Consider the following 14,964-nt stretch of genomic DNA (forward strand, 5'->3'; position numbering starts at 1 on the left):
TCCTTTCTATCTTCTTATTTCGTATCGAACCACGTCGTTCCAACGGCTCCATCCGCACGTAACGGTACATCGAGTGTCACTGTATGTTCCATCGCTTCCGTCACCAATTTTTCTAGCGCTTCCATTTCTTCAGCCGGACCTTCAAAAATCAATTCATCGTGTACTTGTAACAACAACTTAGATTGAAGTTGCGATGATTGAAGAGCGTGATCGACGTCAATCATCGCTTTTTTGATGATGTCTGCTGCCGTTCCTTGAATCGGCGTATTGATTGCCGTACGTTCAGCGAATCCACGCAAATTAAAATTACGAGAATGAATGTCTGGGATATTACGACGTCGTTTTAACATCGTCTCGACGAACCCATGCTCACGAGCCCGTTCAATCGCAGCATCCATGAACGTCTTCACTCCCGGGAATTGTTCAAAGTACGTATCGATAAACGTTTGTGCTTCTTTTCGTGTGATACCTAGGTTTTGCGAGAGCCCATAATCACTGATTCCATATATGATTCCGAAGTTGACGGCTTTCGCCTGACGACGCATGAGTGAAGTGACTTCCTCATTTGCGACTTTGAACACGTTTGCGGCCGTCGACGTGTGGATATCCTCATCATGCAAAAAGGCCGCCATCATTTTCTCATCTTGTGACATATGCGCCATGATCCGAAGTTCGATCTGTGAGTAGTCGACCGCATAGAGTACCCAGCCCGGCTCGCTTGCGGTGAACGCCTTACGGATTCGACGTCCTTCCTCTAACCGGATCGGAATGTTTTGTAAGTTCGGGTTGACCGACGAAAGTCGTCCCGTTTGCGTCAATGTTTGCGTGTACCGGGTGTGAATCTTGCCATCTTCCTTCACAACTTTCTGCAATCCTTCTACATAGGTCGATTGTAGTTTCCCGAGTTCTCGATAGTGCATGATTTTCTCGATGATCGGATGAAGCGGCGCCAACTTCTCAAGAACATCCGCCGCAGTCGAATAACCCGTCTTTGTCTTTTTCACAGGGGGAAGCGCTAGTTTCTCAAACAGGACGACCCCTAGCTGTTTCGGCGAGTTGATGTTGAACGGTTCACCGGCCAATTCATGAATCGTTACTTCAAGCGCAGAGAGGCGCTCTCGAAGATCTGTCTCCATGTGTTGAAGTGTTTCAACATTTACATGAATGCCTGCCCATTCCATCTCGGCTAACACCGAGACGAGCGGTTTTTCAAGCGCCTCATATAATTCCGTCTGTTCGTTGTCTTTCAACTCTGAAGCGACACGTTCGAACAACGTCAAAATCGCATGTGCTTTCTCCGCGAGATGGGAATGGAATACTTCCTCATCTGGGACTTTTATTTTTGCGCCTTTCCCATAAACTGCTTCATCTTCTTCAAGAGGGTATGCGAAATGAGAAGCAATCGAGCTGAGTGACGTTCCACCAGATAAATTCAACAAATATCCGGAAACGAGTAAATCTTCGTAACCGCGAAGGGATAACTGATGACGTTTCAACTGAATGATTGTTTGTTTAGCATCGAGACAAATCGTCGTCTTCGATTCGTCTTCAATCCATTCCTGGACTCGTGCATCTTGTAACAGTGTCACGTCACCGACGGTCACGCCACGATCTGATGCGATTGCAACCCCAACGATGCCTTCTTCGAAGTAGTCATCGTGTAGTTGCTCAAGAAACAGGACAGCTCGAGACAAATCTTGTTCAGAAAGGTCGATGGTCGGCCGTACTTCTTTTTCGACCGTTTCTTCTGTGGAGCTATCCGCTAATTTTCCGATCAACGACTTGAATTGAAGTTCCATGAACAAAGGTTTTACGACAGAAGCGTCATAAGGTTTAAAGACGAGATCGTCGACTGTCACATCAATTGGCACGTCCGTATAAATCGTCGCCAACTGTTTTGACATCTTCGCCTCTCGCTCGTTCGCTTCCACTTTTTCTTTCTGTTTCCCCTTTAGTTCATCCGTATGTTCGTACAGGGATTCGACGGTTCCATACGTTGAAATCAACTTGAGCGCCGTCTTTTCACCGACACCTGGGATACCTGGAATGTTATCCGACTTATCCCCCATCAACCCTTTTAAGTCGATCATCTGAATCGGTTGTAGTCCCTCATAACGTTCCTGGAATGCCATTTCGTCCATTTTTTCGACATCTGTGATGCCTCGTTTCGTCAAGTAGACGGTCACGCGATTATCAATCAGTTGCAGTAAATCTTTATCTCCTGTCACAATCGTCACTTGATCGTATGATGTATCCTTGGAGAGCGTACCGATGATATCATCCGCCTCATATTGATCAAGTTCTAAGACAGAGATACCAAACGCACGACAGACATCTCGCACGAGCGGGAACTGTTCGCGTAATTCCCCAGGAGTCTTTTGACGCCCCCCTTTATAGTCAGCAAACGTATCGTGACGGAACGTCTTCTTTGACGCATCGAACGCGACGGCGAAGTGCGTCGGTTGTTCATCTTCCATCAATTTTAACAACATCATCGTAAAGCCGTACACCGCGTTCGTATTTCGACCTGACGCGTCCGACATCGGAGGCAGTGCAAAAAACGCACGATATGTTAAGGAGTTCCCATCTAGGACTAGTAGTTTATTCATTCAATCGACCTCCATTCTTCTCTTCATTCATCATACCATACGGGTACATGCGTTCGAAAAAAAAGACCCTTTTCTACGAATAGAAAAGGGCCAAATTCTCGACCGTGTGGAGATGAGCACCGATCGAGTCACGAGATGATGAAGAGGTCTCATTCATAAGAATAGCAAGGTTTTGTAAAGTAAATATGAATGGAATAGCAAGGTTTTGTAAAGTGACTAAGAATCAGCGGTCAAGTGGGATTCAAACCCGCGGGAACGTGATGGTGAACGTCGTCCCTTTGCCCTCGACGCTATCGACATCGATTGTCGCATGATGTAAATCGATGATGTGTTTCACGATAGCAAGACCTAGACCCGTGCCACCTGAATTTCGACTTCTTGCTTTGTCGACACGATAGAAACGCTCAAAGATTCGACTGACTTCTTTTTCAGCAATCCCGATTCCATTGTCCTTGACGCGTAATTTATACGCATCCTCATTCGCCTCGACAGAAATTTCGACACGACTTCCTTCCGGAGAATAATTAATGGCGTTCGCGACGAGGTTCATGATGACTTGTTTCATCCGATTCAAGTCAGCCTGTAAGACCGCCGTCCCATGATGCTTCGCCTCTAAATGAATCGACTTCTTGTTCGCTTTCTGACTGAGCAAGAGACATACCTCATCGACGAGCTGGTTCAAGTCGACGGATACCAACTCCATCTGGAAATCATCACGCTCTAATCTCGACAGCTCAAGTAAATCTTCAACGAGCATCTGCATCCGCGTCGCCTCTTTTTGAATGATGTCCAAGAACTGGTCGCGGAGTTCAGGCACTTCTTTAGCCCCGTCGAGTAATGTCTCACTAAATCCACGAATGGATGTGAGCGGGGTCTTAAGTTCATGACTGACGTTCGCGACAAAGTCTTTCCGCATCTTCTCGAGTCGCTTCAGCTCAGTGATGTCGTTGAATAATAATGTCGTCCCACGAAGCATTCCCGTATCACTAAATATCGGTGCAGCAGAAACCATATACGTTTTATGATTGAAGCCGGTTCGAATCGACAGCTGACGACGATGGACTTCTTCCGTCAAATAGACGTCTTCGATCAGAGTCTCGACATCAGGACTCGGTAACATCCCGTGATAAAATTGTCCAATCGATAAATCATCGTACTGGAACATCTCGCGATACGAACGGTTGACTAATGTGACGATCCCTCGCTCGTCCACGAGAAGGAGCCCTGCCCCCATATATTCGATGAGTGATTCGAGTCTCGCACGCTGAACCGATTCTCCGAGTGAAATTGACTCCAAATTTCGGGCGAGGACGTTGATTGATCCCGCTAAACTTCCGGTCTCCTCGTCATTTCGCAGTTCATAAACGCGAGCCCGATAATTGCCATCGGCGAGTTCCCGTAAGACGATGGTCGCTTCATCGATTGGTCGTATAAATTGGTTCGTCAGATGCTGAAGGACGAATAAGATGATGAAAAATGAAAAGAACAGCGCGAGCGCAATCGTTAACCAAATTCGATCATACACGCCTTCAAGGTCTGACACGTAACGGATGAACGTTAAATAGACTGTCTCCCCCGTCGCAAGTTCAATCGGTTTTGTGAACTGAATCAGTTCATCTTCGTCCGCTTCGCCAAACGTTCCGTCTTCAGGCACCATATTCGGTTCAATCTTATAATCGATTGACCCGACACGAAACGGTGTCCCGGCGATGACTTCCATTCTGCTATTGAGTAGCAAAATATCAAAGCTACTCCCGTCATCGATTTGACCGACATATTCTCGAATTTCGTCTAGCTCTCCTCCTTCAAGGTACAAAGCGGCGAGCTGAGCATCCTCTTTCAAGCGGTCACGTTCAGAATCCAAATAAAAATCTTTGAACAGTTGGCCGAGCACGATGCCAAGCGTCAAAAGCACGCCCGTGACAAGAAGAATAAGCGTCGTCATGAATCTAGAGCGATACGTCTTCATTCCGAAGTCGGCTCCTCCATTTTATAACCGAGGCCACGAATCGTTTTAATATATGTCGGTTTCTTCGTGACCGGTTCGATTTTTTCACGGAGATGACTGATATGGACATCGACGATTCGCGTGTCACCGACGAAATCGTAATTCCAAATAGCCGATAACAATTGGTCTCGCGTCAGCACACGTCCTTTATTTTTGGCTAAATAAGCTAACAGTTCAAATTCTTTCGGAGTCAACTCAAGACGTTCGCCTTGTTTGAACACTTCGTAGTTCGAAGCGACAATTTTTACGTCACCGATTTGAATGACATCCTCTTCGACTGCTGTTTCTTGCGGCGCCGAGCGTCTTAAAATCGCTTTGACACGAGCCACGACTTCCCGGGGACTGAACGGTTTCGTCAAATAGTCATCTGCACCGAGCTCGAGACCGAGAACTTTATCAAACTCATCGTCTTTCGCCGTGAGCATCAAAATCGGCGTATTGACTTTTTGTTGACGGAGTCGCTTACATACTTCAAGTCCGTCCATTTCCGGAAGCATTAAATCAAGCACGATTAAGACGGCATCTTTCTTTTCAGCCAGTTCCAATCCTGTCTTTCCATCATGGGCGGTCTCCACCTCGAAACCAGCCTGTTCTAAATTAAATTTTAATAACGTCGCAATCGATACTTCATCGTCGACAACAATTACTTTATCAGCCACACTACTTCCTCCTCTTAATCCATCAAATGTCACTCTCTATTTTACAAATCAAAGCTTGCAACGACCAACCTCAAAGCAAATCTTTACAAAAACAAAACAAATCCACTTTCAGTGTAGCATGCCCCACATGATGGAAACCGCAAAAAAGTGCTTCCCACAAAATTGTAGGAAGCACTTTCTTCTTATAAGACGCCTAATACGGAGCGGACCGAGTCGGCAGAACGTGAAAGTGCTGCTTTCTCCTCATCCGTCAAGTCGAGCTCAAGTACTTGCTCGATGCCATGTTTCCCAAGAATAGTCGGGACGCCAAGATACAAATCGCTAAATCCGTACTCGCCTTCTAGATAAGCAATAGCAGGTAAGATGCGACGCTGATCTTTTAAAATCGCCTCGACCATCTCTACGATTGCGGCAGCTGGCGCATAATAGGCCGAACCGTCACCTAGCAGTTGGACAATCTCACCGCCACCTTTACGTGTCCGTTCGACGATTTGCTCAATCCGCTCATGTGGTATGAGTTTTTCAAGCGGGATTCCCCCGGCGTACGAGTAACGCACGAGAGGCACCATATCGTCACCATGTCCTCCGAGAACAAACCCGGATACATCTTTGACGGAAACGTTTAATTCTTGAGCGACAAACGTCCGGAAACGAGCCGTATCCAGCACACCAGATTGTCCGATGACGCGTTCTTTCGGGAAACCCGATTCTTTGAACGCCGCATAGGTCATTGCATCCACCGGATTAGTCAAGACAATCAAAATCGCTTCCGGAGAATAGCGAGCAATCTCTTTGACGACAGAACGCATCACGTTTGCATTCGTTGCAACGAGATCGTCTCGACTCATCCCTGGCTTACGCGCGATTCCCGCCGTGATGACCACAATGTCCGAATCAGCCGTATCGGCGTAATCCGATGTTCCTGTGACCCAAGCGTCAAACCCTTGAATCGGAGCCGTTTCTTGCATGTCGAGCGCTTTCCCTTTCGTCGGTCCAACTTTTTCTTCCATATCGAGTAGGACGACATCCCCTAGCTCTCGTTGAGCCAGGTATAGTGCAGTGGTTGCACCGGTGAAGCCACTTCCAATTACAGAAATTTTGTTACGACGAATCATGAGCTCTCCCCCTCAATTGGCGACTTATTCGTTTGAATTACATGTTTTTGATCAATTCATCCGCAAATTCAGAACACTTCACTTCTGTCGCGCCGTCCATGAGACGTGCGAAGTCATATGTTACAACTTTCGAAGCGATTGTTTTCTCCATTGAGTTGATGATGAGGTCAGCCGCTTCGTTCCAGTTCATGTGGCGGAGCATCATCTCACCTGAAAGGATGACTGAAGATGGGTTTACTTTATCAAGACCTGCGTATTTCGGAGCTGTGCCGTGTGTCGCTTCGAAGATTGCATGTCCTGTGATGTAGTTGATGTTCGCACCAGGTGCAATCCCAATTCCACCTACTTGCGCCGCAAGTGCGTCTGAGATGTAGTCTCCGTTCAAGTTCATCGTCGCGACGACATCGAACTCACGTGGGCGTGTCAAGATTTGCTGGAGGAAGATATCAGCGATCGAATCTTTAACGATGATTTTTCCTTCAGCTTCAGCTTTCGACTGAGCTTCGTTCGCAGCTGCTTCGCCAGACTCTTCTTTGATGCGGTCATATTGTGCCCATGTGAACACTTTGTCACCGTATTCAGCTTCAGCGAGTGCATAACCCCAGTTTTTGAATGCACCTTCTGTATATTTCATGATATTCCCTTTGTGTACGAGCGTGACCGATTTACGGTTGTTATCAATTGCGTACTCAATTGCAGCACGGACGAGACGCTCTGTCCCTTCAGAAGAAACAGGCTTGATGCCGATTCCTGAAGTCTCTGGGAAACGGATCTTGTTCACGTTCATTTCATCTTGCAAGAATTTGATAAGTTTTTTCACTTCGTCGCTTCCTGACGCGTACTCGATTCCTGCGTAGATATCTTCTGTATTTTCACGGAAGATGACCATGTCTGTATCTTCAGGACGTTTTACTGGTGAAGGAACACCTGTGAAGTAACGAACTGGACGAAGGCATGTGTATAAGTCGAGCTCTTGACGAAGCGCAACGTTCAATGAACGAATTCCACCACCGACCGGTGTCGTAAGTGGTCCTTTGATCGCAATCAAGTACTCGCGAATTTGATCGAGTGTTTCTGTCGGGAGCCACTCACCTTTTTCGTTATAAGCTTTCTCCCCAGCGTATACTTCCATCCATTCGATTTTCTTGTCGCCGCCGTATGCTTTTTCAACTGCAGCATCGAATACACGAACAGCCGCGTTCCAAATATCAGGACCTGTTCCGTCACCGATAATGAATGGTACTGTCGGAACGTTTGGTACGTTCAATACACCGTTTTCAACTGTAATTTTTTGTCCTTGTGTCAACATAATGAATCCCCCTAAGTACATTACTGTAGGTCGACGCGTACGCCGACCTACGTCACTTGTTAGTTTACCAAACTTTTGTCTAAAATGTGTCTCGAATTAACGTTCGTTCACAGGAACATATTTACGGCTTGTTTCACCGACATATTCCGCACGTGGACGAATCAAACGGTTATCCGCATATTGCTCGAGAATGTGCGCAATCCAACCTGACATCCGTGATACGGCGAAGATTGGTGTGAATAAGTCTTCTTCAAGACCGAGCGCATAGTATGTTGATGCCGAGTAGAAGTCGACGTTTGGTTTCAATCCTTTTTCGGATTCAACGAGATGATCGATCTTCTCAGACATCTCATACCATTTCGGCTCGCCGATTTGAGCAGTCAACTGGCGGCTCATTTCTTTCAAGTGTTTCGCACGCGGGTCGCCGTCTTTGTAGACACGGTGACCGAAGCCCATAATTTTTTCTTTGCGTTCGAATTTACCACGTACATATTCTTCAACACGGTCGACCGAGTCAATCTCATGAAGCATTTTCATAACCGCTTCGTTTGCACCACCATGAAGCGGTCCTTTGAGTGCTCCCATTGCCGCCGTCACACCAGAATACATATCAGAAAGCGTCGCCACACAGACACGGGCCGTGAACGTTGAAGCGTTCAATTCATGGTCTGCATGAAGGATAAGTGCTTTGTCAATTGTCTTCTCTGCGACTTCGCTTGGTTCTTCTCCATTCAACATATATAAGAAGTTCGCTGCATATGAGAGACCTTCCTTCGGAGCGACAGGTTGCTCGCCTTTACGTAGACGTGCGAATGCCGTCACGATTGTAGCGACTTGAGCTTGAAGACGAATCGCTTTACGCATGTTTGCCTCGTCACTCATGTCTTCAGATTCTTCATCATATAGAGCAAGTTGTGAGAGCGCCGTACGAATCGTCGCCATTGCATTGGCTGATTTCGGTGCACGGGCTAACGTATCAATCACTTCTTCTGGCAACGTCGCTTCTTTCACGAGTGCCTCTGAGAGCGCTGTCAATTCCTCTGCATTTGGTAAGCGATCATTCCACAATAAGAATACAACTTCTTCAAATGTGGCGTTGTCCGCTAAATCATCAATGGTGTATCCTCCATAAGTCAATTGTCCGTCAATAATTGAGCTGACTTTTGAGGCTGCTGCCACAATACCTTCTAACCCTTTTGTCGTTGACATTCATAACTCCCCCTCAGTCTTGTTTGAAAGTAGTCGACCGTAAAAACAGTCTGTGTATAGGGAATAAGGATACGGGACGGGCTTCTCCCCTGCATTCACCCAGTCTCCGTTTACCCTGTCCTTTATATAGTATAAACAATTTATTGCAAAAAAGAAATGTAAGCGGCTTCAGTTGTCAGAAAATATCAAAACCATTTTTCAATGACTTGATATCCACCTAGAATCAAGGCCGCAATTCCAGCTCCAATCAACGGTCCAACAGGTACGCCTTTCATGAATCCGACCGCTAGAATCGTGCCTGCGAGAAGGGCCGTCGTGACGACCGGGTCGACGCGCATCAATTGCACGCCTTGCGCCGCTGCTAAGGCTACAAATATTCCTGAACCAAATGCAACGATTCCAACTGGACCACGAATACTATTCCACAATTCTTTAAAACCGATATCTCCGGTTGCAATCGGGACGAGTACGGCAATGGTAATAATCGTCACACCCCAATTGATTCCTTTCGATGCAAGTGTCGGAAATAATTGATCACCAAACCCTAATGCTTTGATGATGAGTAACGCACTGCTCGCGATAATAATTGACTGGTTTTGTGCAATGACACCAATTAGCACCAATAGAATTAAAAATAAATATGCACTCATACGTATTCCTTTCTTCGAACGGAAAAAGAACCGACCTTTGTAGAAGGCCGGTTCGATTGTCGTTCAATTATGCGTTATAGATTTTACCTGTGAGTGGGTCGATTGAAATCATCTGACCGTCACGAAGTGAAGTTGTGGCAGTATCCACACCTACGATGACTGGCTTACGGAGTGATGGTCCAACGATACCAGCGTGGCTCGTCAATCCGCCGTCTTCCGTGATAATTCCAGCCGCTTTTTCGATGGCAGGCATCATTTCTTTATCTGTGAATGGCGCGACGAGAATCATGCCGTCTTTTGCTTTCGCGTTTGCTTCTTCCGCATTTTTCGCGACAACGACTTCTCCAACGACACCGCGCTCACCGATTCCACGTCCGTCTGCGAGAGCATGACCGACGATGTGAACTTTCATCATGTTCGTCGTACCAGCTGTCGCTGCAGGAATACCAGCTGAGATGACAACGAGGTCACCGTCAGTGACGAATCCAGCGTGACGTGCTGCTTCTGATGCTTGAACCAACATTTCATCCGTGTTGTTTGGCATCGTCTCAGCAACGATCGGGTATACGCCCCAAACGAGGTTCAATTGACGAGCAACGCGCTCTGATTCAGTGACTGCGATGATGTTCGCTTCTGGACGGTATTTCGCCGTACGAGCAGCCGTGTATCCTGATTGTGTTGGCGTCAAGATCGCTTTCGCGTTCAAGTTGATTGCTGTGTGAGCAACCGCTTGTGAGATCGCATCCGTTACCGTATGCTCACTGCGCTTCTGACGATCTTTCAACAAGTTTTTGTAGTCGAGCATGCGCTCAGTGCGCTCTGCGATTGCAGCTTGCATTTGAACTGACTCGATTGGGTAGTCCCCTGCAGCTGTTTCACCAGAAAGCATGACTGCATCTGTTCCGTCCAAGATCGCGTTTGCTACGTCAGATGCTTCCGCACGTGTCGGACGTGGGTTACGTTGCATCGAGTCGAGCATTTGCGTTGCAGTGATGACCGGCTTACCGAGGTCGTTACACTTCTTGATGAGTTCTTTTTGAACAGGTGTTACTTCTTCTGTCGGGATCTCGATACCGAGGTCACCACGAGCAACCATCAAGCCGTCAGAGATTGCCAAGATTTCTTCGATGTTATCCACACCTTCTTGGTTCTCGATTTTCGGGTAGATCTTGATGTGTGACGCGTTGTGTTTTTCAAGCAATTGACGAATTTCTACCACGTCAGACGCACGACGTACGAACGATGCTGCGATGACGTCGATGTCTTGTGAGATACCGAACTCGATGTCCGAGATATCTTTGTCTGTGAGGGCAGGAAGGTTTACCTTGACGTTTGGCAAGTTAACACCTTTCTTCGTCTTGATGATTCCTTCGTTTTCGATTACACAACGGAGGTCGCGGTTCGGAAGTTTTTCAACGACACGGAGTCCGATGAGACCGTCGTCGAGCATGATGTGTGAACCGACTTCTACATCATCGTAAAGACCTTCATACGTTACAGAGAAACGATCTTTCGTTCCGACGATTTCTTCACTTGAAACGATTGTGACTTCTTTCCCTTTTTCAAGAAGAGCTTTTCCATCTTCAAACGTATGTGTACGGATTTCTGGACCTTTCGTGTCAAGAAGGACTGTGACCACTTTCCCAGCTGCTTTCGCCGCTTCACGGATGTCACGGATACGTGCACCGTGCTCCTCATAGTCACCGTGTGAGAAGTTGAGACGGGCAACGTTCATTCCAGCTTCAATCATTTCAGGAAGACGCTTCTCAGAAGCCGGTCCAATCGTACATACAATTTTCGTTCTACGCATAATATAAAAACCTCCTAGGGGATATAGTGCAACTTACATACAGAAAACGGGGGGCCATAGACCTGATCCCGTCTCTGCAACTTCTAAAATCGTTTAGATCGACAATTGGTTGACGAGGTCAATCAATTGCATATCGATTGTGTGCTTGTTGTGGTCGAGCGCCTCATCGATATCAAGATCCATCATCTGGTTATTGCGGATCCCGACGACGCGGCCCGCTTTCCCTTCAAGAAGAATCTCAACAGCGTATGCACCCATACGACTTGCAAGTACACGGTCTGCAGCAGTTGGGGAACCACCACGCTGAATGTGTCCGAGAATCGTAACACGTGTCTCTGAGTTCGTTTTCTCAGCAATCAATTTGCCGATTTCTTCAGCACTTCCGGCACCTTCAGCAACGATGACGATTGAGTGCTTCTTACCGCGGGCAATCCCGTGATTGATCCGTTCCACGATTGCATTCAACTCTTCTGGACGTTCTGGGACAAGAATCGACTCCGCGCCACCAGCGAGACCAGAATAAAGTGCGATATCACCAGCATCGCGACCCATTACTTCAATCACATACGTACGTTCATGAGATGAAGCTGTGTCGCGAATTTTGTCGATTGCGTCAAGCGCTGTGTTGAGCGCTGTATCGAAACCGATTGTCGCATCCGTTCCCGGAATATCGTTATCAATCGTACCAGGAAGGCCGATTGTTGGGAATCCGAGTTCCGTCAATTTTTGAGCTCCGCGATAAGAGCCGTCTCCACCGATGACCACGAGGGCATCTATATTGAACTTCTTCAACTGTTCTACTGCTTTTGCACGTCCTTCTTCAGTTCTGAATTCAGGACAGCGTGCAGAGCGAAGGAACGTACCTCCACGTTGAATGATGTCGCCGACTGATCCAAGGTTTAATTCGACTAAATCACCTTCGATTAATCCTTGGTAGCCGTTATACACACCGTACACTTCAAGACCTTCGAAAATCGCTTTTCGGGTCACGGCACGGACAGCAGCGTTCATTCCAGGAGCGTCTCCTCCGCTCGTTAATACCGCAATACGTTTTAAATTCACGTCACTCACCTCTTATGTGTTTTAACGAAATCTGAAAATAAAATACCATGTCTGACCTTTGTTTTACAACACAAGTATGTGAAAAAAATGCATAGGGTATGTTACAAAGCAGTCACTTGATGAATGAATAACTCTATATTCAAAGCCATTGTTACCGTTTTCACTCACTAATTGTGCCAATTTGATGATATTTGGTCGCACGTCCTTGAATAAGCTGAGAAGTCGACAGATCGAGCAACTCGTTCATGTGCTGTAATAATACAGGTTTCAAGAGTGATGACTGTAATGACACATCGACATGCGCGCCTCCATACACTTCCCCTACAACTTCATCCACAATCCCTAGGTTGAACAAATCTTGTGCTGTAATTTTCATCGTTTCTGCTGCACGTTCTGCTTGTTTGGCATCTTTCCATAATAGTGCCGCTGCACCTTCTGGCGAGATGACCGAGTACGTACTATTCTCAAGCATCAACAATCGGTCGCAAACACCAATTCCAAGCGCACCACCAGAACCGCCTTCTCCGATTACAACGGAAACGATCGGTACTTTCAACGTCGCCATTTCAAACAAGTTTCGAGCAATCGCTTCACTTTGACCTCTCTCTTCAGCGGCTTTCCCTGGATAAGCCCCTTTCGTGTCAATGAATGTCAAAATCGGACGGTTGAACTTCTCGGCTTGCTTCATGAAACGCAAAGCTTTTCGGTATCCTTCAGGATGAGGCATCCCAAAATTCCGCTTCATGTTTTCTTTCGTATTCCGACCACGCTGATGCCCGATGATGGTCACCGGAACACCTTCGAATGTCGCAAGTCCCGATACAATTGCCGCATCATCATACCCGTGTCGATCGCCATGGAGTTCCATGAAATCAGGGAACATATGATGGATGTAATCGAGTGTTGTCGGACGTTTCGGGTTTCGCGCCAATTGTACGCGGTCCCACGGTTTCATATTCCCATAAATATCTTTTTCTAATCGGTCGAGCTTCAACTCCAGGTGACGAATCTCACGTGATAGGTCAATCCCTTTCGTTTCGGCTGTCTCACGCAATTTGTTTAACTGTTCGGTCACTTCTTTGATTGGGTCAAACATGTCGAACACCCCCATCGTGTAATCCGATCATTTTCTTCAAGAACGAACGCATCTGTTCACGATGGATGACCGCATCCAATTGTCCAGACTCGAGTAAGAACTCTGCCGTCTGGAAGTTTTCCGGAAGTTTTTCCCGAATCGTCTGTTCGATGATTCGTCTTCCCGCAAATCCAATAAGCGCTCCAGGCTCTGCGACGTTTAAGTCGCCAAGCATCGCAAAACTTGCTGAAACCCCACCTGTCGTCGGATGTGTCAAATAGGCGATGTAGAGAAGGCCCGCTTCATCATGTTCTTTTAAAGCGATGGACGTGTTCGCCATCTGCATCAAGCTGACCATCCCTTCTTGCATGCGTGCGCCACCTGACGCTGTGAATAAGACGACCGGAAGACGTAGTGATGTCGCTTGGCGAACAGCGGAAGCAATCGCTTCTCCTACGTAAGCACCCATCGACCCCATTCGGAATCGGGCATCCATCACGCAAACGACGAGAGGTAGTCCATCGATCGTCGCTTTTCCGCAAACGACCGCTTCTTCAATCCCGGTCCGTTCACGGTCTTTATTCAACTTTTCTTCATAGTCAGGAAAATCAAGTGGATTCGCTTTGACGGAAGGCCCCGCAAACCGTTCGAATGAACCCTCATCGACGAGCATGTCAATTCGTTCCTGTGCATGAAGCGGAAAATGGTAGCCACAGTCACATACCTTATGGTTTTCGTTTAACTGTTTCGTATAATGCATATATTTACAAGATGGACACTTCGTCATTAATCCCTGTGGAGCGTCAATTTTTGGTTCTCGTTGACGCAACGGCATATATCGTTTCGGTTTCTTGAAAAAAGCAGTCATCGCTTCCCCCTCGTTCATTCCGGCATCCCCATTCCACGCCACGTCTCGACAAAACGCTTACGTTCTTCGAGCGTATATAACTCCCCAACATCTAGTCCCTCGAAAAATCGGTTCACTTCGCTCCAAATCCTGATGAACAACTCATTCTTCAACTGAAAAATGAGTTGCTGACGAAACGTTCGATCCTCTTCGATCACTGCCTCTAATTGAGTCAGTCGCTCCTTCGTCGGCTCGACTTCCGAAAACGCCATTCGCTCTAACAGTCTAAGCATTTCGATGATATCGGTCGCTTTCGTCTGTTTCGTGACGATGAACTCCGACAAAATCTCGATGTAGCGATGTCGGTCCTGTTCACATAGGAAAGTACCCCCGCCGCGCCTTGTCTCGACGATCCCTAAAAAGCTCAATGCGCGTAACGCTTCTCGAACGGAGGCACGACTAATAGCTAGCGTCTCCGCAAGTTCACGTTCGGATGGAAGTCGATCCCCCGGGACCAGTGACGATTGGACAATTAATTTTCGTATCTTTGAAATATTCTCGTGAAATGTGGATGCGTGTTTTTCATGCATCTGACCGTTCAACTCCCTTAT

General features: G+C 47.0%; 12 protein-coding genes. All 12 read right to left on the reverse strand.

All coding sequences use genetic code 11. The annotated features are described in order from the left end of the window. Positions 1–14: 14 nt before the first annotated feature. Positions 15–2,609: a DNA polymerase I gene (gene polA / locus KNP04_RS02280; RefSeq protein ID WP_214874546.1), complete on the reverse strand. Its 2,595-nt coding sequence runs from the start codon at positions 2,607–2,609 to the stop codon at positions 15–17. Between the two features lie 241 nt (positions 2,610–2,850). Continuing rightward, positions 2,851–4,578 (reverse strand): two-component system histidine kinase PnpS, encoded by a 1,728-nt coding sequence (gene pnpS, locus KNP04_RS02285; RefSeq protein WP_214874547.1) that lies wholly within the window; start codon positions 4,576–4,578, stop codon positions 2,851–2,853. Continuing rightward, positions 4,575–5,276, reverse strand: coding sequence for a response regulator transcription factor (locus tag KNP04_RS02290; RefSeq protein ID WP_074033421.1), 702 nt, complete (start codon positions 5,274–5,276; stop codon positions 4,575–4,577). The genes pnpS and KNP04_RS02290 overlap by 4 nt, the downstream gene beginning before the upstream one ends. 182 nt (positions 5,277–5,458) lie before the next feature. Further along, the gene (mdh, locus tag KNP04_RS02295; protein ID WP_074033422.1) at positions 5,459–6,391 is read right to left on the reverse strand and encodes a malate dehydrogenase; all 933 of its coding nucleotides are present in this window, start codon (positions 6,389–6,391) and stop codon (positions 5,459–5,461) included. A 37-nt stretch (positions 6,392–6,428) separates the two neighbouring features. Beyond that, positions 6,429–7,697 (reverse strand): NADP-dependent isocitrate dehydrogenase, encoded by a 1,269-nt coding sequence (gene icd / locus KNP04_RS02300; RefSeq protein WP_214694005.1) that lies wholly within the window; start codon positions 7,695–7,697, stop codon positions 6,429–6,431. Between the two features lie 99 nt (positions 7,698–7,796). Continuing rightward, entirely contained in the window at positions 7,797–8,909 is a 1,113-nt protein-coding gene (gene citZ, locus KNP04_RS02305; protein WP_214874548.1) for a citrate synthase, read from the reverse strand. Between the two features lie 185 nt (positions 8,910–9,094). Next, positions 9,095–9,559, reverse strand: a complete 465-nt coding sequence (locus tag KNP04_RS02310; protein ID WP_074033425.1) for a DUF441 domain-containing protein — start codon at positions 9,557–9,559, stop codon at positions 9,095–9,097. A gap of 67 nt (positions 9,560–9,626) precedes the next feature. Beyond that, complete coding sequence (pyk, locus tag KNP04_RS02315; RefSeq protein ID WP_074033426.1) at positions 9,627–11,369, reverse strand: pyruvate kinase; 1,743 nt, start codon at positions 11,367–11,369, stop codon at positions 9,627–9,629. A gap of 93 nt (positions 11,370–11,462) precedes the next feature. Beyond that, a complete protein-coding gene (pfkA, locus tag KNP04_RS02320) occupies positions 11,463–12,431 on the reverse strand; it encodes a 6-phosphofructokinase (protein WP_214693237.1) in 969 nt (322 codons plus the stop codon). A gap of 160 nt (positions 12,432–12,591) precedes the next feature. After that, the gene (locus tag KNP04_RS02325; RefSeq protein ID WP_214693239.1) at positions 12,592–13,542 is read right to left on the reverse strand and encodes an acetyl-CoA carboxylase carboxyltransferase subunit alpha; all 951 of its coding nucleotides are present in this window, start codon (positions 13,540–13,542) and stop codon (positions 12,592–12,594) included. After that, positions 13,520–14,374 (reverse strand): acetyl-CoA carboxylase, carboxyltransferase subunit beta, encoded by an 855-nt coding sequence (gene accD, locus KNP04_RS02330; RefSeq protein ID WP_214693241.1) that lies wholly within the window; start codon positions 14,372–14,374, stop codon positions 13,520–13,522. Before accD ends, KNP04_RS02325 begins: the two co-directional genes overlap by 23 nt. Before the next feature lie 14 nt (positions 14,375–14,388). Continuing rightward, entirely contained in the window at positions 14,389–14,943 is a 555-nt protein-coding gene (locus KNP04_RS02335; protein WP_214874549.1) for a FadR/GntR family transcriptional regulator, read from the reverse strand. Between the last annotated feature and the right edge of the window lie 21 nt (positions 14,944–14,964).

The sequence above is a fragment of the Exiguobacterium sp. CH10 genome (assembly GCF_018617635.1).
In the GTDB taxonomy this organism is placed as follows: Bacteria; Bacillota; Bacilli; order Exiguobacteriales; family Exiguobacteriaceae; genus Exiguobacterium; species Exiguobacterium aestuarii_A.